The 20,412-nt window shown below is 36.1% G+C and carries 20 protein-coding genes; 15 read left to right on the top strand and 5 right to left on the bottom strand.

What is annotated here, in order from left to right; genetic code table 11:
- Positions 1 to 856 precede the first annotated feature (856 nt).
- Positions 857 to 1,417, bottom strand: a complete 561-nt coding sequence (locus ASU02_RS10750) for a hypothetical protein (RefSeq protein ID WP_157684509.1) — start codon at positions 1,415 to 1,417, stop codon at positions 857 to 859.
- A 772-nt stretch (positions 1,418 to 2,189) separates the two neighbouring features.
- Here ASU02_RS10750 and spxA point away from each other — a divergent pair.
- The 11 genes from spxA (at position 2,190) to ASU02_RS10805 (ending at position 13,024) form a co-directional block, all read left to right on the top strand.
- Positions 2,190 to 2,585: a transcriptional regulator SpxA gene (gene spxA, locus ASU02_RS10755; RefSeq protein WP_057763420.1), complete on the top strand. Its 396-nt coding sequence runs from the start codon at positions 2,190 to 2,192 to the stop codon at positions 2,583 to 2,585.
- A 49-nt stretch (positions 2,586 to 2,634) separates the two neighbouring features.
- Positions 2,635 to 2,769: a BA3454 family stress response protein gene (locus ASU02_RS10760; RefSeq protein WP_057763421.1), complete on the top strand. Its 135-nt coding sequence runs from the start codon at positions 2,635 to 2,637 to the stop codon at positions 2,767 to 2,769.
- Between the two features lie 180 nt (positions 2,770 to 2,949).
- A complete protein-coding gene (locus ASU02_RS10765; protein ID WP_057763422.1) occupies positions 2,950 to 3,363 on the top strand; it encodes an RrF2 family transcriptional regulator in 414 nt (137 codons plus the stop codon).
- A 119-nt stretch (positions 3,364 to 3,482) separates the two neighbouring features.
- A complete protein-coding gene (locus ASU02_RS10770) occupies positions 3,483 to 3,818 on the top strand; it encodes an IDEAL domain-containing protein (protein WP_057763423.1) in 336 nt (111 codons plus the stop codon).
- 516 nt (positions 3,819 to 4,334) lie between these two features.
- Positions 4,335 to 5,204, top strand: coding sequence for an iron uptake system protein EfeO (gene efeO, locus ASU02_RS10775; protein WP_057763424.1), 870 nt, complete (start codon positions 4,335 to 4,337; stop codon positions 5,202 to 5,204).
- Positions 5,205 to 5,210: 6 nt separating this feature from the next.
- Entirely contained in the window at positions 5,211 to 6,470 is a 1,260-nt protein-coding gene (gene efeB, locus ASU02_RS10780) for an iron uptake transporter deferrochelatase/peroxidase subunit (RefSeq protein WP_057763425.1), read from the top strand.
- On the top strand, positions 6,445 to 8,160 hold the full coding sequence (locus tag ASU02_RS10785) for an FTR1 family protein (RefSeq protein ID WP_057763426.1): 1,716 nt from the start codon (positions 6,445 to 6,447) through the stop codon (positions 8,158 to 8,160). The genes efeB and ASU02_RS10785 overlap by 26 nt, the downstream gene beginning before the upstream one ends.
- A gap of 253 nt (positions 8,161 to 8,413) precedes the next feature.
- Positions 8,414 to 8,752 (top strand): ArsR/SmtB family transcription factor, encoded by a 339-nt coding sequence (locus ASU02_RS10790; protein ID WP_057763427.1) that lies wholly within the window; start codon positions 8,414 to 8,416, stop codon positions 8,750 to 8,752.
- Between the two features lie 281 nt (positions 8,753 to 9,033).
- Positions 9,034 to 11,388, top strand: a complete 2,355-nt coding sequence (locus ASU02_RS10795; RefSeq protein ID WP_057763428.1) for a heavy metal translocating P-type ATPase — start codon at positions 9,034 to 9,036, stop codon at positions 11,386 to 11,388.
- Between the two features lie 244 nt (positions 11,389 to 11,632).
- Positions 11,633 to 12,199 (top strand): CBO0543 family protein, encoded by a 567-nt coding sequence (locus ASU02_RS10800; protein WP_057763429.1) that lies wholly within the window; start codon positions 11,633 to 11,635, stop codon positions 12,197 to 12,199.
- A 318-nt stretch (positions 12,200 to 12,517) separates the two neighbouring features.
- Positions 12,518 to 13,024, top strand: a complete 507-nt coding sequence (locus tag ASU02_RS10805; protein WP_057763430.1) for a CBO0543 family protein — start codon at positions 12,518 to 12,520, stop codon at positions 13,022 to 13,024.
- A 306-nt stretch (positions 13,025 to 13,330) separates the two neighbouring features.
- Here ASU02_RS10805 and ASU02_RS10810 read toward each other — a convergent pair whose 3' ends face one another.
- Positions 13,331 to 13,756 (bottom strand): SRPBCC family protein, encoded by a 426-nt coding sequence (locus tag ASU02_RS10810; RefSeq protein ID WP_057763431.1) that lies wholly within the window; start codon positions 13,754 to 13,756, stop codon positions 13,331 to 13,333.
- A gap of 251 nt (positions 13,757 to 14,007) precedes the next feature.
- Here ASU02_RS10810 and ASU02_RS10815 point away from each other — a divergent pair, with 251 nt between their 5' ends.
- The 3 genes from ASU02_RS10815 to ASU02_RS10825 all read left to right on the top strand — a co-directional run bounded on the left by ASU02_RS10815 (position 14,008) and on the right by ASU02_RS10825 (position 16,687).
- Positions 14,008 to 14,553, top strand: a complete 546-nt coding sequence (locus ASU02_RS10815) for a DUF1697 domain-containing protein (RefSeq protein ID WP_057763432.1) — start codon at positions 14,008 to 14,010, stop codon at positions 14,551 to 14,553.
- Positions 14,554 to 15,163: 610 nt separating this feature from the next.
- Complete coding sequence (locus ASU02_RS10820) at positions 15,164 to 15,682, top strand: cysteine hydrolase family protein (protein WP_057763433.1); 519 nt, start codon at positions 15,164 to 15,166, stop codon at positions 15,680 to 15,682.
- Between the two features lie 168 nt (positions 15,683 to 15,850).
- Complete coding sequence (locus tag ASU02_RS10825; RefSeq protein WP_057763434.1) at positions 15,851 to 16,687, top strand: DNA alkylation repair protein; 837 nt, start codon at positions 15,851 to 15,853, stop codon at positions 16,685 to 16,687.
- A gap of 391 nt (positions 16,688 to 17,078) precedes the next feature.
- On the opposite strand, the gene ASU02_RS10830 is transcribed toward ASU02_RS10825, so the two are convergent.
- The 3 genes from ASU02_RS10830 to ASU02_RS10840 form a co-directional block, all read right to left on the bottom strand.
- Positions 17,079 to 17,690: a histidine phosphatase family protein gene (locus ASU02_RS10830; protein WP_057763435.1), complete on the bottom strand. Its 612-nt coding sequence runs from the start codon at positions 17,688 to 17,690 to the stop codon at positions 17,079 to 17,081.
- A gap of 564 nt (positions 17,691 to 18,254) precedes the next feature.
- Positions 18,255 to 18,725: a CD3072 family TudS-related putative desulfidase gene (locus ASU02_RS10835; protein WP_057763436.1), complete on the bottom strand. Its 471-nt coding sequence runs from the start codon at positions 18,723 to 18,725 to the stop codon at positions 18,255 to 18,257.
- Positions 18,715 to 19,290 carry a CD3073 family putative ECF transporter S component gene (locus tag ASU02_RS10840; RefSeq protein WP_057763437.1) on the bottom strand — a complete coding sequence of 192 codons (576 nt, stop codon included), beginning with the start codon at positions 19,288 to 19,290 and terminating at the stop codon, positions 18,715 to 18,717. The genes ASU02_RS10835 and ASU02_RS10840 overlap by 11 nt, the downstream gene beginning before the upstream one ends.
- A 329-nt stretch (positions 19,291 to 19,619) precedes the next feature.
- Between ASU02_RS10840 and ASU02_RS10845 the strand changes: the two genes are divergently transcribed.
- On the top strand, positions 19,620 to 20,333 hold the full coding sequence (locus ASU02_RS10845) for an MOSC domain-containing protein (protein ID WP_057763438.1): 714 nt from the start codon (positions 19,620 to 19,622) through the stop codon (positions 20,331 to 20,333).
- Positions 20,334 to 20,412 lie beyond the last annotated feature (79 nt).

Here is a 20,412-nt window from a genome sequence, read left to right on the forward strand (position 1 = left end):
ACAAGGCCCGCAAGGCCCGCAAGGCCCAGAAGGACCACAGGGCCCACAAGGCCCACAAGGCCCACAAGGCCCACAAGGACCTGGATTAACTGGTTTTCAAATAGTGTCACAATGTGTAACTTCACAAGCTGGTGTCGCGACCATTACAATTACCTGTCCACCTAGTAATATTGCGATCTCTGCTGGGTTTTCTATTACTGGCGGTAATCAAGTTAGACTTACTCAAATGCAACCGGTTGGTTCTCCCCCTAATCAATGGATTTTTCGAGCAGAAGGTCAAGGTGGTCAGCAGTTTACACTTTGCGGTTATATCATTTGTTCACAAATCGTATAATTGAGCTGCCAAATAACCCTCCACTATTTTATTTTGGAAGACTTCGTTGTTTAAATAAATTCAAATGCAACAGCAAAAAAACAGCATTTAGAGATAAATTCGGAGTAGATGGAAATGTATTCCATAGAGGGAAATAAATATACTGATTTCAAGGTTAGCGGGTACTTTAGTTCAAGTAGCGTAAGGCTTGTCTTTAGCAAAATTCTATTTTAGTTATTCCGTTAAAGGGCGTTTTTCTGAAACAAGAAAAACGTCTTTCTTAATGCAAATGGCCAATTAAAGGCACAACTTTATTGAATTACGATCGAGTTGTCTTTAGACAAAGCTGTTCTCAGTCAACTAAGCCCTGACCCAAAGCAGCAGGAATCCCTCTCACCTATTTCTATGTTGGGAGGTGTCACCTCAAACAAAGTGATTATGGTTACAACTTTACAATATTTCTTTCTCTTGACTGATAATCGTAAATTCCTACAAATATAGATGCTTTATCTGAATTCTTAGTTACATCAAAAGTGATGTAGTTTACTTCATTTCCATTTCCATAGGCGAAATCAGCAAATATGAATAGGTCTTACTAGTCTTTTCTCTCGCAAATATATCGCGGTTGCCTTGCACCCATCCTTTGTGGATTTGTACGTTAGTTTTGATTGAAACATCTGTAATTTTGTCAATTTCTAATTCAAAAGTGTGCTCATTTCTTTCGAAAATAATCTTATCACTACATCTATAAACGAACGTATTAGTACCCGTATTAATTGGGAGACCTGACACATGTTTTAACTTTAAACATACATCAGCACCTAGTTCTTTTATTCTAGCAATTGAACCAGGTGTTAATTTTTTTCTTTCCCTTCTAAGTTCTATTTCCCTATGAAGAGATTGGTTATTGTTATAGGATAGGAGTTTTTTTATTAAAAAGGATTCAAGTATGACCAAAAAAACCAGAAAAACCAAAACTATTGCATAGTCAACTGCTTGGTAACTGTTCATGTTAATAAAAATACCCGATACAAATACCACAAGATACAAGCCAACTAGTACAGAACCAATTAAATACAAATTCCTTTTCAATACCATCTTCACTTGACCTCTTTTTCCTTATAGTTTTTTTAGAAATGCTGAAATGGTAATTTTATTCCCTTTATAAAATGTAGCTCCTTAATATGCTGTCTAAGCCATTTATTAAAAATTGTTCAGGTAAATATAGTTTTAAAGTTAAGAATTAAGTACTTTTGAAAAGACATCATTCCGCTTTAAAAGAAACTCCCATACTTCCATTGTAAAGGAATTTATTGGTGTCTGCACCTTACGTGTAATGGCTGACTTGAAACAAATTTTATGCATAATGAGTTTTATTTAAGTAAATCTAGACAAGGCAGGCAAGAACTTTTGCAAAAAAAACTTGGATGGTCGTTAATGTACGTGCTTTAAGTACGTACTGTTTTTGATGATATGGCGGTTGTTGTAATGACATTCGCAGTACAAAGTTATAAAGGATTCAGGTCTTTTTTCGAAAAAGCTCTTATTAATGATAAGGTCACATAAAAGATAAGAACCATTAGTTACGTTGCAGGTGCAATCCAGTATTTTTCAGTTGATTAAAATAACTGTAAAGTTTATAATTACAGTAGGGGTTTTTCAAAGTGAATTGTGTGTGATGCAGGTGTATTTCCATCGTCTGTAGAATGTAGTTACAGACAGTTCAAGTTAAGAAAAATTAAGCATTGTCGAATAGATCACATTAGGTGATTTTGATTGTAAACTGTAATTTTTTTTTGATACATTTTATCATCTCATTCTTGAATCAGCCTGGCATTGTACATTTGAAAAAAATATTAAAGGAGAGTGTAATAACATGGTGATTTTATATACAACTCCAAGCTGTGGTTCATGCCGGAAAGCTAAAGCCTGGCTCGAGGAACATCATATTGATTATATTGAAAGAAACATTCTATCAAGTCCTATTACAGTTGATGAGCTTAAATCGATTCTTCGTATAACTGAAGAAGGGGTTACCGAAATTATTTCCACAAAATCCAAAACATTTCAGGAACTAAATATAAATATCGAGGCACTTTCGCTTAATGAATTTTATCATTTAATAATTGAACACCCACAAATGTTACGTCGGCCAATTATCCTTGATGAAAAAAGATTACAGGTTGGTTATAACGAGGAAGAAATTCGTAAATTTTTGCCACGTAGGATTCGAACATTTTTGAACACTGAATATCAAAAATTGGCTAATTAATAAGCATCATTTTTTGAAAGAAAAGTTTTTTGGAAGGAGGGGGCAGGAGATGATTCAAGTATTTGTTACAGTTAATTATAAAAATAGAAATTATCAAACCAATGTCATTGTGAGTAAAGATTCGATCTGGACAAATATTAAACAGTTAGCGGAGGAACAAGTCAAGAAACAATGGAATCTTTAAATTTTTTTGGACTTAAAAGCAAGCATAAATGATAGTTCTTTCTGGTTAAGAATTATTTTTGATATATCCAAACTTTGGATAAACCTACCAGTAACATTTATTGTTACAGTATGTTAGTATTGTGGGAAAAATACTTCAACGTAAAAATGGATTAACAATTTATATCTTAGGAGAAAAAACATGAACAGTGATTTTACACTTGCCATTCATAGTTTAGCTTTTCTAGCTTTACAGCCAGATCGGATGTCAACAAGCATTGATATTTCAGAAAGTGCAGGTGTTCACCCAGTACGCATTCGCAAAGTGTTAAGTTTATTAAAAAAACACAGATTTATCCAATCAAAAGAGGGGACTGGTGGAGGGTTTATATTTTCTTTGGACTTAAGTGAAGTAAATCTTTGGCATATTTATCAGTTAACCTCAGAAGGGGCTTTGCAGCCTAAGTGTCCTGAATCAAATAATCAGTGTATCGTGGGTTCGAATATGCAAAAAGTCCTTTTTACTATTTTTTTAGGTGCTGAAGAACATCTAGGTGATTATTTAAAGAACTATACAATAAAAGATGTAGTTGATCTTATCAATCAAAAACAATAAGCGGCTTAATTGTTATATAGCCGTGATTTTTATAAAGTTTAAATGTAACAAAAAACATTACAGTTTTATCGCATTTCAAGTCCTTTTAATACTTGAATTTTTTAAAGAAGGAGAAAAGAATGGTGTCAAATTATAATCCTGTTTTAAAAGTAGGAGATTGGGTTCGTGGAAAATCAAGGGAGGGTGAATTAATTATTGGTTACATTGAATCACTTGATCCCATAGGGGGAGTTGTTAAGGTAACTGTTGTTAAATGTGACAACAATGACACAATAAGCAAAACAATTTCAATGTTAAGACAACACGTTAAAAAACTCCCTGATTCTAAGGTAGTAAACAAGGAACAAATCCTTTTTCTAATAGACATAGCATTATTAACAGGTGATGAAGAATGGTTTATAGGGCTTTCTTCAAAACTCAACTCGATGAAACAGCTAGTTAATGGGGCGTTTTAAAAAATTACAATAAATACGCTATCTATCTGTATTTTTTAGTTGCGGTAAGATCAATTGTTTTGTTTAATTTGATCTGCAATAACACTTGGATTTAAAAAAGTTCATTTAAACAGGGAATCTAGCAGAAGCGTAATAATATCATTTTTCAAGCATGTTTTTTGTGACTTATAGCATTAGTTGAGCCTTAATATATCACTTATCTATTTTTATTGATTGTATAAGAAATAATATTTTTTAAAATTAACGGGCATTCCTTTAATGAGGACTGCCTTTTTCTTTTTAATGAAAGGGTGTGCTGCCATTAATAAGGCATGGATTACGGTAATTATCAAACATTTATCTTTAACAGAGCCTATGAAAAAGCATCAGGCTTGTTGATATCTTTATCTACCATTTTTAAACTGGAATATCCTAAATGGTACTCTATAAAAGCACAAAAAAAAAGCTTGTAATCGATTTTGATAATCATTATCATTGGTATTGAAATATTAAACTATTACGGAAGCGGGAACATGCATGAAAAAAATATCATTATTGTCAGTATTAGTAGCAGGAGGCATTCTAATGGCTGGCTGTGGGAATACAGATGAAGCGAAAAAGGATAAAAAATCCACAGAAGAGCAAACAGAAACAACAGCACAAGAGGTTGATTTATCTACGGAACTATCAGCCTATCAACAATTTGCTTTAGAGCAAATGGACCAATTCTTATTAGAAACAGAAGAATTCGTCAACCTATTTAAGGCGGGAGATATTGAAGGGGCGAAAGCAGCATATGCTCCAGCACGTATGTATTTTGAACGCTCAGAGCCCATTGCAGAAAGCTTTGGAGATCTTGATCCTCGTATTGACGGTCGTTTAGCAGATATTCAGGAAGAGGGGAAAGGCGAGGAAGAGTGGTCGGGCTACCATAAGCTTGAACATGCATTGTGGGTAGAAAATACAACGAAGGGCTATGAGGCTGTAGCAGATCAACTTCTTGCCGATGCGAAGGAATTACATGCACTTGTGCAAACAGTTGAAGTGACACCGGATTTAATGATCACCGGTGCTGTGGATTTATTAAATGAAGTATCCACCTCAAAAATTACAGGTGAAGAGGAAATTTATTCACATACGGACCTTTATGATTTTAAAGCAAATATTGAAGGCGCAGAAAAAATCTTTGAAATTTTACGTTCAAAATTAGAAGCGAAAGATCAAGGACTAGTAACAACTCTTGATGAAAAATTCAAAGCAGTGGATGATTTATTAGCACAGCATGCTACAGCTGATGGCGGCTATGTGTCCTATGAAGAATTAACAGAGGACCACACGAAAGCACTTGCAGCAGCTGTTAATCAACTTGGAGAACCATTAAGCCAAATGGGTATTATTTTGGAGTGAGCATAAATGATAGCGCCAAATGATGAAAAAAGAAGTATAAAAAAAATCTCTAGACGTGATATGTTAAAGCTGACAGGCATCGGTGCAGCTGGTGCAGCAATTGGTGCCTCCGGCTTAGGCGGTGTCATGAAGGCAATGGGCTATGATGTATCTGAGCCTGTTGCAGACAGCACTACAGCAAGCAATAAAGCAAATTTCTATGGCAAGCATCAATCGGGAATCACTACCCCGGTCCAAACAAATATCTATTTTGCATCTTTGGATGTTTTATTTTCAACTAAGAATGACCTGCAAGAGTTATTCAAACAATGGACACCTCTCGTTGTACGCTTAATGAATGGTGAATTAATGGTCGATTTAACAACGAACACCAGAATTCCAACAGGTGATACAGGTGAGGCAGTAGGCTTGGATGCTTCAAATTTAACTATTACGATCGGAGTAGGACCCTCTTTGTTTGATAAGCTTAGTATTCAGCATTTGAAGCCTGCGGAATTAGAGGACTTGCCACATTTCCCGAAAGATCAGCTGCAAAAGGAGTTTACAGGTGGCGATTTATGTATTCAAGCTTGTGCGGATGATCCACAGGTAGCGTTCCATGCTGTGCGCAATTTAGTTCGAGCAGCCTCAGGTAAGGTACAGATTAAATGGTCACAGGCAGGTTTTAACTCGTTTCCTGCTGGTGGCGGAACACCGCTTAACTTATTTGCGTTCAAGGATGGTACGGTGAACCCTGCTATTACAGATGAAAAAGATTTAAATAAAGTTGTCTGGGTCGATAAAGGATGGCTCAAGGGTGGCACGTATTTAGTTGCACGCAAAATTCAAATGCATCTTGAAACATGGGATCGTACATCTTTAAAGGACCAGGAAGCAACATTTGGACGCTATCGGGATAGCGGGGCTCCATTTGGGAAAACAAAGGAATTTGATGATTTCGATGTAGAGGCGAAGGACAGTAATGGTGACTATATTATGCCAGATACGTCACATGTACACTTGGCACGTAAATCGGGTGCGCGTATTTTACGGCGCTCATATTCTTATGCATCAGGTGTGATGTCGAATACTGGGGCACATGACGCGGGTCTAATATTCATTTCTTTTCAAAAAGATCCAGCTCAATTTACGACTGTACAAAATAGTTTAGGGCGATTGGATAAAATGAATGAGTACGTTACCCATCGAGGCAGTGCGGTGTTTGCTTGCTTCCCTGGTGTACAAAAGGGGAGTTATTTAGGTGAAGCACTTTTTAACGCGCTGTAGTATTTTGATTTGCTTAATCCTGACACTTGCTATACCAGTGCAGGCGGAGCAATCTTACAGTCACTTATATATTTCTATCAGTGATGCGCTTATTAATACGAAGCAGGATAAAGATGCCGAAGCAAAGCTTGCACTTGAACAGTTTTCCAAGGATTGGGCTTCCGTCACATCCGAACATAAGGAAGCCAAGGATAAAGTGAATGATAGTCTTGCCCAAGCAAGGGAAGCATCGTCCAAGGAGGATCGGCTACAAGCTCTTTCAGCATTGTCAAATGCATTACTGGCACTGGAGAAGCAAGAAAATCCAGTGGATGAAGCCGCACAGAGAGCTGAGTTTGGTACTAAATTTAAGCCTAGTATGAAAGCCTTTGAAGATGCCTTAGCAAGTGGTGACATTGCTGCAATTGAATCTGCCTATAAGGATTTCAATACAAAATGGAATAAAATTGAACGTCCAGTGCGAGAACAGAGTATGGCCATGTATGGCCAAATTGAAACACAAATGGCCTTTATACGAATATCACTTGCATCTGAAAAACCAGATATAGACTCAATGCAATCACAATATGAAGAATTAAAACAATCAATCCAGGACTTTGTGGCAGGGAAGGATACAGCGCAAGTTGTAGAGGGAGAATATTCTTTAGCAACATTAATTACTTATATTGATGAGGCGAAAGGTCTAATTGACGCAGGCGACTATAAGGGTGCATCTGATAAAATTAGAGAATTCATTAAAATATGGCCAAGTGTAGAGATAGACATTTCAACCCGTAACGGTAGTCTGTATACAAGAATTGAAAGCGACATGCCAATCCTTGTTAGTGATTTATTGAAGTCTCAAGTTGATGCCAAAGCTATTAAAAGTAAGCTTAATACTTTCCGCACTGAAATAGAGCTGATTCAAGGTGCCTCAGATTATACTTTATGGGATGCAGCGCTCATTTTATTGCGAGAGGGCTTAGAGGCGCTGCTTATTATTTTAGCCTTAGCTTCCTTCTTAGAGAGAGCAGGGCAAAAGAGTATGCGTAAATGGATTTATATTGGTGCATTGGCGGGGGGTTTATTATCAGCTGTAGCAGCTATTTTAATGTCGACAATTTTTCGCTCAGCAACAATTGATACGAGTCGAGAGCTAATGGAAGGCTATATTGGTTTACTTGCTGCCGCTATGATGATTGGCGTTGGTATTTGGCTTCATAGTAAATCAAGTGTGGCCAGCTGGAATCGCTATATCTCCAAACAATTGGGGAGTGCAATCTCAAATGGCTCCGTGCTTGCCATGGCAACAGTAAGCTTTTTATCTGTCTTCCGTGAAGGGGCAGAAACACTTATATTCTATGCGGGAATTGCTCCAAAAATGGAGACATTACAATTTATGTTAGGTATTCTAGTGGCATTTTTGATATTAGCTATTTTAGCCTTCGTGTTAGTTAAAGCAAGTGGAAAAATTCCAATTCATAAATTCTTTGCAGTGGCAACAGTGTTAATTTACGTACTTGCCTTTAAAATTATTGGTGCCAGCCTGCATACGCTGCAGTTAAGGGGTACAATTTCAACAACAATTGTAGATGGGTTGCCAGTTATCAGTATGATTGGTTTTTATCCAACAGCAGAAACAATGATTGGACAAGCGTTTTTACTTGTACTGGTTTTAGCTGCGATCATCTATAAAAAGAGAAAAAACTAATAAAGAAGGGCAGATGACTACTATGTTCATCTGCCCTTTTTTAAATTAGTTACTTTAATAAAATGGCTGCATAAGTAATTGAGTGAAAGGGAGACTAAATTCTATGACTCTTTTTCTTTATTATCAAGCGGGAAATGTGCATGATCTGCTGTATTCCTAATACCATTTTGATTTAGGAACCGACCTGTCTAATTTGCAGGCCGGTTTTCCATGTTATAATAATGAATAAGAATGATTTAATTCGAGGTGACTTATGAAACATAATGAAGAACAAGATGTGAGTAAGCTAAATAAGCAAATAAATTCTTTGGACGAAGAAACGCTGTTTATTGTGTCGCAAACCTTTAAGGCTTTATCAGACCCAACAAGAATTAGAATTCTATATTTATTATCTCAAAAACAGCATTCTGTAAATGAGATCGCTGAAAACTTGCACCTGCTTCAATCTACTGTTTCGCACCAATTGAGATTTTTAAAAAACCTGCGGCTAGTTAAATACCGCCGTGAAGGGACTACCATGATCTATTCATGTGATGATGATCATGTAATGGATATTCTAAAAGAAACGATTGACCATGCCAGACATCATTAATATTTATTGTGGGAGCTTATATTTACAAGCTTCTTTTTTTATGTTCATTTATTTATGCAAATAAGGGTGTAAAAATTTGAAATTGACAGAAATCTAGGCCTAGCTTATAATTGTTATATGAGCACATATTCATATTTTCTTATAAAAGTATTTACTCCTAAGGTACACATCGTGGCGAAGAAGCATATTAATGAATTATATATGTGCAAATGTTCATATATGTAGCTTTATACTTAAACATATTTGGGAAATAACAAATATCAAGAAATCCAGGTGATGAGATGGGAGCAAAAGCAGCAAGAAAAGAACTTGTACTTGAAGGTCTAGATTGTGCCTCATGTGCAGCTAAAATTGAAAACAATGTAAAGAGAATTAACGGAGTTGAGGCATGTTCAGTTAATTTTGTAACAAAAACATTAATAATGGAAACTGCAAGTACAAAAAACGAGTCAATTGTCGATGAGGCAAAGCAGTTAATTAATAAATTGGAACCAGATATCCGGATTAATGATAAAGCAAATAGTTCTGGGGCAAAACAGATAGTATATTTAAAAGGTCTTGATTGCGCAAACTGTGCAGCAAAAGTTGAAAAACATGTAAATAGCATCGACGGTGTGACTGCAGCATCTGTAGATTTTGTTTCAAAAAAGCTTATGATTGAAGCTCCAAACGAAAATGTACTTCAAAAAATTGTAAGTGAAGTATCCATTAGCATTCCAAAGATTGAACCAAACATTGAGGTTGAACTTGAGCAGCACTCAATATCCAATGAAAAAGAAAGCTTCGGCATGAAGAAGCTGATTATTAGACTTTCAGCAGGATTCCTTTTAGGAGCAATCGCATTAATTTTTGATCTTGGCTTTTCTGTTGAGCTTCCTTTATTTTTAATCGCTTACTTAATTATTGGCGGAGATATTCTTTTAAGAGCAGGGAAGAATATTGTACGCGGTCAATTATTTGATGAAAATTTCTTAATGTCCATTGCAACAATCGGTGCATTTGCTATCGGGCAATATCCTGAAGGAATTGCAGTTATGCTATTTTACCAGGTTGGTGAATTATTTCAAAGCATTGCCGTTAATCGTTCACGGAAATCAATTAGTGAGTTAATGGATATCCGCCCAGAGTATGCGACCTTAAAAGTTGGGAATGAAATGAAGAAAGTATCACCAGAGGAAGTTCATGTCGGAGATCTTATTATTGTAAAACCTGGGGAGAAAATACCGCTTGATGGGATGGTTATTGAAGGAAACTCTATGGTTGATACATCGGCTTTAACAGGTGAATCAGTTCCAAGAGAAGTGGAAGCAGGCAGCGAAGTTTTAAGCGGCTTTGTGAATTCAAACGGTGTTTTGTCTATTCAGGTCACTAAAGAATATAGTGAGTCGACTGTAGCCAAAATTCTAGACTTAGTCCAAAATGCTAGCAGCCGTAAAGCGCCGACAGAAAACTTTATTACCAAATTTGCCCGTTATTACACTCCTGTTGTGGTTATTATTGCGGCGATGCTTGCAATCATTCCTCCACTAGTAATAGAAGGTGCACTATTTTCTGACTGGTTGTATCGAGCACTTGTTTTCTTAGTTATCTCTTGTCCGTGTGCATTGGTAGTTTCTATCCCTCTTGGATTCTTTGGCGGCATTGGCGGTGCATCCAGAAGCGGGATTCTCGTAAAAGGCAGCAATTATTTAGAAGCATTAAATAATGTAAAATATGTAGTATTTGATAAAACAGGAACATTAACAAAAGGCGTTTTTAAAGTGACAGACATTTCTCCCAAGGGGGATATAACGAAGGAAAGCTTGTTGGAATATGCAGCCCTTGCCGAAAGCTATTCGAATCATCCCATTGCTCAATCTATTTTAACGGCATATGGAAAAGAAATAAATAAGGAAGAAATTGACCAGTATGATGAAATCGCCGGTCATGGAATAAAAATCAGAGCAGGCGGCAAAACCATTCTAGCTGGAAACAAAAAGTTAATGAAAAAAGAAGGAATTGCTTTTAAAGAAGAAGAGGTCATCGGAACAATGGTTCATCTGGCGGTAAATGGAAAATATGCTGGATTTATTGTTATTGCAGATGTGGTGAAGGAAGACTCTAAAAAGGCAATTGAAGGATTAAAAGCATTAGGGATAAAAAAGACAGTTATGCTGACAGGTGATGCAAAACGGGTAGGAGAGAAAGTTGGGAGTACATTAGGATTAGATGAAGTTTATGCTGAATTGCTGCCGCACGAAAAAGTGGAGCAAGTAGAGCGGCTTGATAGCTATAAGCAGAAAAATGAAAAGCTTATATTTGTCGGTGATGGGATTAACGATACACCTGTATTAGCAAGAGCGGATATTGGTATAGCAATGGGGGGACTAGGTTCAGATGCAGCCATTGAAGCAGCGGATGTTGTCATTATGACTGATGAGCCTTCAAAAATTGTTACAGCAATTAAAATCGCAAAACGCACCCGTAGAATTGTTTGGCAAAATATAATATTTTCCCTTTGTATCAAAGGTGTTGTCTTAATATTAGGTGCATATGGTCTTGCAACCATGTGGGAAGCAATTATTTCGGATGTAGGTGTGACCTTACTTGCAGTACTAAATGCAATGCGTGTACTAAAGGTTGATCGTTTATCATAATGATTTTTTCAATGTATTTTGTATTTGAATTAGCTCTGGGATGCCTAGGATTATAGGAAAAGGAGAGAATCTGCTTTTTTAGATTCTCTCCTTCTTTTTTGATTTCATTGGCTGCAGATCAATCCATTTTGCCCCCTTTTATAAGTGTGCTTTGCTTTATCAATAAGGAAAACAGGTATTAGTATAGAAGGAAAATAAATTGCAAAAGATAACCATAAGATATACAAAATGGTGGGGTTGAAGAATGACATTTGAAGAAGGTATGAAACAAACTGAAAATGCGAACGAAATGCTAATTGAAGTGAATAATTTATTGTCCGAAGCAGTAATTAATGCGTATATGTTTACGTGGGAATGGTGGTTTGGGGTCGTATTATTTATTATTCCATGGATAATCTGGTTTCTGTTTAGAGATAAGGAAAGTACAGGCCGGCTTTTAATTGGAGGCTTTATAACGATCATTTTGTCACTAATTATTGATCTTATAGCTTTGTCTTATGGGCTATGGTCTTACCCGATGAAATTTTCGCCAATAGCCCCACTTTTATTTCTCCCCTATCATTTTTCGTTAGATCCTGTTGCAATCATGTTTGTTATTCAAATTAAACCAAAAATGAATCCGCTTTTAAAAGGCGTAATATTTGCAGCAATCGCGGCATTCGGGGGGATGAATTTTTTTGCAATGATTGATTTTTATAATCCAAAAGGATGGTCCACGATATATGACTTTTTTATTTTTCTTTCCACTTTCTTAGTAGCTTATGGGTTCAGCAACATGGATAGCTTCAAAAAAATAACAGACCGTTCTTGAAATATGGGAAGTTGATCTAAAGGATCCTTTGATTTGTTCCATATGGGTGATATTTCTGTAATATCTCGAGTCTAATTATAGTCTTGTATCTGATTAAATTTCCGTTAAAGGGCGCAATTCTGCAATGCAAGGATTACGCTCTTTCTTTATGATAAGGGCGAAATTGTGCAATAACAATATCAAATGAGTTTGGACTTGGGATTCTAGTAATAGAAGTTTGTGAAGTGAGCAAGTTGTAAAATAAGGCTAATCAGCTCATTTAAATAATTTTAGTAATGGAGGGAAGGATAGTAATACTCATTTTAAAGGATTGGTCTTATGTATATTTTAATTAATATTCTCTATATGATAGCAGGGTTTAAATGGGGGGACTGGAGGAATTGGAAACAATATTATCCGACAATTCTTTTCTTCATCATTGGAGATTTTTTATATAATTTTCTACTCTATAAACAATCCATGTGGTTATTTCACGATATATTCTTGCCTAATCATACAACGATTACAGTTTTAGCTATGGTCGTATCCTACTCTGCAACCGTATTAATATACGTAGGCAGGTTCCCCATAGGATGGAAAAAACGTTCACTATGGTTTTTGTTATGGGCAGGAATATACATATGTGCAGAATACTTTAACAGTAAGTTTGGGTTTATTACATACCATAATGGCTGGAATATTTGGTGGTCTGTGCTATTAACAGGGATTATCTTCTTTATCTTGCCTATTCATTACAAAAAACCTTTGTTGGCTTGGGTATTATCAATAATAATTATAGTATCCTTGTTAAGCATCTTTGAAGTAAAAATAATTGAAATGAAATAAAGTTTGCTAGGCGATGCATTTTTACTTAGGAGCAGCATTCAGTAAATATACTACTAACAATAGTGCTGCGATAGTTAAAGATCAAAGCTGACATTGTGGGTGGACTTTTCCTAAAGCTAACGGTGCTGATATGTTTAAGGAAGAAAGGGAGCTGTTTTTTTCAGTAAAGAGGTTTTTTGACCCTGATTTTGTGAATCATGTTAGTAAGGTAAAGGGAAAAGTGGCGAAGTCTGTTGTTATTTTATATCCACAGATACGCCACTTTTGGTTTTAATAACTTATAAAAGGAGAATAGAAGCAGCTGTTTTAATCGTTTGTTTGCTCAACATATTGTTTGAAATGATTTAAAATCGCCTGCCATCCTTGCTGCTGAAATTCAATTGGGTTTGTCGGATCAGCGTCAAAAGTTTCAATTACTTTCGTTTCGTTTTCTTGGCCACTAAAAGTAATTCTTACTTTTCTTCTATCACCCATGGTATATGCAATCACCTCATGCAAATTTACTTCATCATAGATCCCGCCAAAATCGAAACCAGCACTGCCATCTTTTGCTTCCATTCTAGAAACGAATTTTCCGCCTGCTCTTAGATCGTTTTCAGCAAATGGTGTATGCCAATCATCTGAAGCATTGTTCCATTTTGTTATATGTTCGGGCTCTGTCCAATACTTCCACACCTTTTCTAACGGTGCTTGAACGGTTGTTTCTACTGTAATTATTTTTGAAGTTTGCATTTTATTTGCCTCCTCTTCAACCTCAATGTTTTAGGCATCTGCCCACGGCGGGTGCCTGGCTATATTATAAATGTTTTTTTGGAAATTAATACTATTAAAAATAGTTGAAAAATAAATAATTAGAATTTATGTTTAAAAGGACAAAACTTTTATCCTCCATAATTTTTATTAGCGAATAGAGCGGGGGGATAACAGGAATAGTTAATAAGATATAATGAAGGAATAGGAAAAAAGCGGATAGGAGGATGCTTATGGTTTATATTGCACTTCTTCGGGGGATTAATGTGGGTGGAAATAATAAGATTAACATGAAGCTGCTAAAACAAACGTTTGAACAAGCTGGGATGAACGATGTAGTAACATACATCAATACAGGCAATATTATTTTTTCATACAATGGATTATCAAAAACGGACCTCTCGCAGATTTTAGAAAAAGCGATACATAATGATTTCGACTTACAAATTAAAGTAGTAGTTCGCAGTATCGATGATGTCAGAGGCATCGTTAACGCAATTCCAGACACATGGAAAAATGATAAAGACATGAAAAGTGATGTTATGTTTTTATGGGATGAAATCGATGATGAATCTGTACTCGAGAGTTTAATAATCAAACCTACTATTGACACAGTAAAATATGTTCCCGGCGCAATTCTATGGTCAGTTGACAAGAAAAATGTAACGAAAGGCGGAATGAGTAAGATCATTGGATCAAAGATATACAAACAAGTTACAGTAAGAAATGTCAACACCGCTCGAAAAATATATGAACTCATGCAGGCCCAAAACAAATAGTTTGTACAATTATTTTTGTGAAATGAGAATCGGTTCATTTCGGCCTAAAGGGAAAATTAAACGGACTACTATTGTTAAAAAACAAATGTATCTTCAACAGAGGTTGCAGGACCGTGTCCAAGAGTTGAAAACAAGGTTGTCATTGCGACAGCTTTTTCTCATTGCGATAAAGAAGCGGATTCCTTCCTATATTAATGGGCTCATATCGCAATTAGCGAGGATACAGGAATTCCTTATAATGATATGGTTGCAGCGTTAGCAAAATCAGTTGAGGAATTTCAATCAGTACCAGGTTTTGATTCCAACATTAAATTTTTAGGGATATTATTAGATAGAAAATAGTTCATTTAAGAGAGGTGTATGGCCATTGAGGTCAACACCTCTTTTGTGATTTCGCCACATCTATCCATTGAGTTAAAGTATCTTTTGCCTAAACTTATTGTTTTTAGCAAGTTCATAAATTTAAGAAATTATAGATTGCAGTGCATTCTATTGCTTCTTGCCTAAAAGGCAGGTTAGTAATTTAAAAGGGGGATCTCAGAATAATTGGGAGGTTTTTTATGCAGAATGTAGAATTCTCTCAGTAGCATATTTCCAGGGAGGTTTATCAATGCAAAAGACTGCTTTGTTGATTATAGATGTTCAAAATGCCATGTTTCACGAATCCAACCCCATATATGATGGAGAACAGCTTCTCAAAAATCTTCAAGATTTAATTAATAGGGCACGTACTGTAAACATCCCTGTTTTTTTTGTTCAACATAATGATGAAGAATTCAAAAGTGGAACTTCTGCATGGGAGATCCATTCTTCAATTGCTCCAAATGTGGGTGAGGTTGTAATCCAGAAACATACGCCTGACTCCTTTCATGAAACCGAGCTTCATGAAAAACTTCAAACAGAACAAATCAAAAATCTTGTTGTTGCCGGAAATCAGACGGAGTATTGTGTAGATACCACGAGTCGGCGTGCATATAGTCTTGGCTATAATGTTACGCTTGTCAAAGATGCTCATCGGACATGGGACTCCTCTGCCTTAAGTGCCCAACAAATTATCGATCATCACAATGAGGTGCTGGGGAATGCTTTTGCTACTCTTAAGGAAACAAAAGAGGTTCAGTTTTCCTAGATTTTTTCTACAAGCAGAAGCAGCTAAAGAGAGAACGATTAAGAAAGAAGTAAATGGTATGAATAGAGAATATCTTATAAAATACTTGAACCATAAACATAAAGAATATGACAGTGTTATAAATACGAGAGAATTATATACGTGAATATTAAGGAGAGAAAATGCAAAATGGTGGTAAGGGAAGACATTTTGAATAGAAAAGGAGCAAGAAAGGCTAGCGAAATCCCTGAAGAGGTTTTCAAGTTATTGAATCAAGGAAGGATAGAGAGTGTTAATCTAACTGAGTGGCTAGCTGTTAATCATATTTCACTAATTAAACATATTTTGCCCTCAATGGGTTTAGAAGAAAAGCTGGAAATTATCATATCTGAAATTGAGAAACAGAATGCTGAATCTGGGATGAAGGCGATACGTTTAATCGGTGAATTACTAGACCAAGTTATGCTTGAAGAAAGTACAAATGAAAAGGAAATGTTAACGGAAAAATGTGCCAATCATGTATCAGATAGTGTCCGTTGCTGGGCGGCATTTATGAATAAAAGCCGTAACATTTCATTAGAAGCAAAGCTATCGTATATTCAGCCATTTGCGGCAGAGCATCATTTTGGTGTACGAGAAATTGCTTGGATGTCTATTAGAGAAGATCTCTCACAAGACATAGAGAAAAGTGTGGAACTGTTAACAGAATGGGCTAAAAGTGAAAATGAAAATATTCGTAGGTTCAGTATAGAGGCTATACGTCCTCGTGGGGTATGGACAAAACATATTGAAATATTAAAACAAGAACCCTACAAAGCACAATCTATACTAAATTTACTTAAGTCAGATCCTTCCAAGTATGTTCAAGATTCAGTTGGAAACTGGTTAAATGATGCGAGTAAAACCCAGCCAGAATGGGTGCTCAGCTTATGTGAAGATTGGGAAAAAGCCTCAAATACGAATGCTACAGAGAGAATTATTAAGAAAGCTAAAAGAACAATGATGAAGGGTGAAATTAATAGATAGGAAGTCTTGATAACAAGGAATGATTAGGAATAGGGTCAGGAAAATGGAGTATCTCATAATGTTGTACATCCTGCATCTGAATGAAGAATAGTTAAGCTGGATCCCGCTGCAAATTACGAAAGACGCCAGCAAATGGCATCTTAATGCAAATAAGTACTCTCATTGTGGCCATGCAGGAGGCAATTGTTATTTTTAATCTGAGGGACAAAATGGTTAGATAGCCCGTAAAATCTTATCGAAACGACACAATTTAAGGGCGCAATTCTGCAGCAAGCATTACGCCCTTTCTTTATGTAAAGACTTGGCTTTAGGTAATTTCCTTTTTGCCCAACAACCTTCAACAGAGTTAGTTCGCTGTTATTGTTCGATTACAACAAAAAAACAATGGACCTTAATAAAAATCATCGAAATCTAAGCTGATTTTTTGAATTTCCTTTTCTGATAATTTAAAGAATCCTTCGTGAGATACGTCTAATTTTAGCGCATCATCTTTTTCCATTTCACTATAGAGCCCACGCAATATTCTTCCAGTTAGTCCATGTGAAACTGCAATCACTTTAGGTTCACTTTTTATATTTTTAAGCCATTCAGATAACCGGTTCACAACAGTTTCATAACTTTCACCATCAGGGGAATTAAAATACCAGCTATATAAATCTGTGTTATTAACAAGATTTGGCCATGATCGCTCAATTTCATTTGTTGTTAATCCAGCCCATGAACCTACAGCAACTTCACTTAAGCGATTATCCTTTTCTACTTTTCTAAAATCACAACCTATTGTTTCACAGATAATTTTAGTACTTTGTAAAGCTCTTCCCAGTGGACTTGAAACAATTCTCCAATCATTTGGATCTCCAATAACACTTTTTAATAATTTGGCATTTTGCTTGACTTGAGCTATCCCATTGTCAGTTAATGGAGAATCTAACTCCCCTTGATACCGGCCTTTTGTATTAAAAACCGTCTCTCCATGACGAAACAGATATATTATTTGACTCAAAGTTATCCCTCCCTTTTATAGGATAAATTAAAAAGGGGAAAATCAGTTTGTTATTTTTAAATATTATAAACTCGTTTCACTGTCTTATTTGAATATACAATAACTTATTCAAGAATAGGGCAAGATTGGTGGTTGATATAAGTAGAAGAATCCATTTTCATCAATCTTGAATAAAATGGATTCCTTTTTAATTATGGCTCTTTTCGCAAACTTTGTTGCTTTTAATATAATTGGGTAGAAGTTGATTTGCGCTCCAGGATGCTCGCTTTCCGCGGGGTGGGCGCTGAACCTCCTCGTCGCTAACGCTCCTGTGGGGTCTCACCTGTCCCACTCCTTCCGCAGGAGTCTCGCACCTTCCGCTCCAATCAACTAGTCTTTTTGGTAAACGGAAAATTTCTCTAAAAACAACAATCTTTTAGAAAACAGCCTTAATAATAAACAGGTTTGTAAGGTATGTTCGATTCCTTTTTTATTTTAAATAGACGACTACGAGCCCATTCTACCTAATGGAAATATTAGGTGGGTGCATCTGAAGATAAACCGTACTGCAAAAGCTATTAGAGGCTAGTTCCTCTTAATATAATTCTCCTTACTATTAAAGATAGGATTCTTATGATCTGGCAGGAACCATTCGGTAGTAATAGCTATCTGATGTTCGATAAAGAGCTTTTTTAATTCTTCTATAAAGATCCCCCTGGTCATATCACAGGATGGACTGCTTTGAATGCCGAGAATACCAGTGATTTGATATCCGCATTTTATGTATTCCGTCAATTGTTCAAGGACTGGCAGTAAAATATTTCGACAGTGCTGACGATATTCTTTATTATCATATTCCTCATAGGTCATAGATGGACGCTCTAATCCTAAAAATGTGAATTCTGGACAAGGCAGCTGTATAACCCCTAGTCCTTCCTTTTGAATCCAATCTAATGCCGTAGGGATCGCACCAAAACTCCTTGCTTCCCCTTCTATGACCGTGTTTTGATTAAGAATGCAATGGGATACGAGCAGAATTTTTTTATTACGCTGCATGGCGGTGTTTGCCCTTATATATTTTTTTGAACATTGGTAATTTGCCAATGATAAACATGACTAATAAACAAGTAATAATTTTATCAACAAAGTTCCCGGTGATTCTTGATATAAAGGTAGAGGCAAAAATGCTTTCACCAGCAGTTCTCATCCATAAAACAATAACATCCATGCCGCTTCCATCTAAACCGCCAAAGACAGCTACAGCAATAGGGGTTCCTATAAGTGGTGCAATAATAGAAAGGAGAATACCTGTTATAAGTGCAATATACCATTTAGTGAAATAGAATTTTCTTGCCATGAATCCAACTACAATTGCAATTGCGACATTAACTAATCCGAAAAAGAAAGCTGTTGGGCTTGTTGTAACTCCCAAAACAACATTCGTTAACAAACCGGTTAAAGCACCCCACCAAGGCCCAAATATAACGGCCATTAAGACTGTTCCGATTGTATCAAGAAATAAAAGCGGAATTTTCATTGCTGAAATGATCGTTCCTAATACAACATTCATAGCAATACATAAAGCTCCATAATTTAAAATAACAGTTTTGCTATTACTCATATAAACTTCCTTTCTAGTTCTTATTGATAAGCAACTAATTAATATCACTTTAACTAAAAAGTTTGAATGACATTTATCACAAATCTGTTATATATCGGAAATAACTATAAGTCGTTATCGATTATATAGATAAAATAAATAAGGATCACATTGAGCCATTCACATTAGTATAGGGTGGATAAAGAATCAGTTAGTTTTAATTGAATATCTTAAGGATTTGATGATTAGTTAGAAACCTTCCATAATAAAAACACTGTGATTAAGAGGTATTTTCCCTTTGTTGGCGAATTTTTTTATTTAAAAGTTAGTATAAATCTGGGGGTTAAACGTTGGGTAATAATACTGAATTTGTAGGGACAATTAAGGATATCCGCCGGTTTCCTGTAAAATCAATTTTAGGAGAGTCTTTATCATCCATTTCAATTGACAAGAGAGGTCTCTTTGGAGATCGTCTGTGGGCAATAAAAGACATGAACGGAAAGTTTGGCAGTGGGAAAACAACACGTCGTTTTCAACAAATGGATGGTTTGTTTAAGTATAAAGCAAGATATGAGGGAACTGCCCCAATTCTAACTATGCCTGATGGAACAGAATATCGGGGTGACGATGTTGCTGTCAATGAGACATTGACTAAGCTGCTCGGATTTCCAGTAACTTTGACAAGAGAAGAATCGATATCTCATTTTGATGAGGGTCCAATTAGTATTATTACCACCTCTTCGTTACGCATATTGAGCCAGGAGCTAGGAGAGCCAGTAGACCCTCGGCGTTTTCGAGCAAACTTTTTAATTGATACAGAACTAACAGGATCCCTCGAAAAAGATTGGGTGGATCGACTAATCAAAGTCGGCCCCAATGTTATCCTTAAAGTTGTTGCTCCACTCGAAAGATGTGTTATGGTGAACAATTCTCAAGAAGAACTAAACCAGGACAATAGAGTCCTTCGAAACTTGGTTAATAATCACGATGCATCGTTTGGAGTTTGGGCTAAGGTTGAAGTTAGCGGCAAGGTAAATGATGGAGATAAAGTATTCCTGGAATAAGACAAACTTCGATTCACTAAAGGTGAGCGTTAGGGAATGAGGAATTAAATGTATTTACGATAGAGATCATATATATATT

Origin of the sequence: Cytobacillus praedii (genome assembly GCF_001439605.1) — a bacterium.
Taxonomy (GTDB): Bacteria; Bacillota; Bacilli; order Bacillales; family Cytobacillaceae; genus Cytobacillus; species Cytobacillus praedii.

Coding starts and splice junctions, on each gene's coding strand:
- ASU02_RS10760 (WP_057763421.1), top strand. CDS start 2,635: ATGATTCAAGTATTTGTTACAGTTAATTATAAAAATAGAAATTATCAA.
- efeB (WP_057763425.1), top strand. CDS start 5,211: ATGATAGCGCCAAATGATGAAAAAAGAAGTATAAAAAAAATCTCTAGA.
- ASU02_RS10795 (WP_057763428.1), top strand. CDS start 9,034: ATGGGAGCAAAAGCAGCAAGAAAAGAACTTGTACTTGAAGGTCTAGAT.
- spxA (WP_057763420.1), top strand. CDS start 2,190: ATGGTGATTTTATATACAACTCCAAGCTGTGGTTCATGCCGGAAAGCT.
- ASU02_RS10790 (WP_057763427.1), top strand. CDS start 8,414: ATGAAACATAATGAAGAACAAGATGTGAGTAAGCTAAATAAGCAAATA.
- ASU02_RS10765 (WP_057763422.1), top strand. CDS start 2,950: ATGAACAGTGATTTTACACTTGCCATTCATAGTTTAGCTTTTCTAGCT.
- ASU02_RS10825 (WP_057763434.1), top strand. CDS start 15,851: ATGGTGGTAAGGGAAGACATTTTGAATAGAAAAGGAGCAAGAAAGGCT.
- ASU02_RS10820 (WP_057763433.1), top strand. CDS start 15,164: ATGCAAAAGACTGCTTTGTTGATTATAGATGTTCAAAATGCCATGTTT.
- ASU02_RS10805 (WP_057763430.1), top strand. CDS start 12,518: ATGTATATTTTAATTAATATTCTCTATATGATAGCAGGGTTTAAATGG.
- ASU02_RS10840 (WP_057763437.1), bottom strand. CDS start 19,290: ATGAGTAATAGCAAAACTGTTATTTTAAATTATGGAGCTTTATGTATT.
- ASU02_RS10770 (WP_057763423.1), top strand. CDS start 3,483: ATGGTGTCAAATTATAATCCTGTTTTAAAAGTAGGAGATTGGGTTCGT.
- ASU02_RS10810 (WP_057763431.1), bottom strand. CDS start 13,756: ATGCAAACTTCAAAAATAATTACAGTAGAAACAACCGTTCAAGCACCG.
- ASU02_RS10835 (WP_057763436.1), bottom strand. CDS start 18,725: ATGCAGCGTAATAAAAAAATTCTGCTCGTATCCCATTGCATTCTTAAT.
- efeO (WP_057763424.1), top strand. CDS start 4,335: ATGAAAAAAATATCATTATTGTCAGTATTAGTAGCAGGAGGCATTCTA.
- ASU02_RS10800 (WP_057763429.1), top strand. CDS start 11,633: ATGACATTTGAAGAAGGTATGAAACAAACTGAAAATGCGAACGAAATG.
- ASU02_RS10815 (WP_057763432.1), top strand. CDS start 14,008: ATGGTTTATATTGCACTTCTTCGGGGGATTAATGTGGGTGGAAATAAT.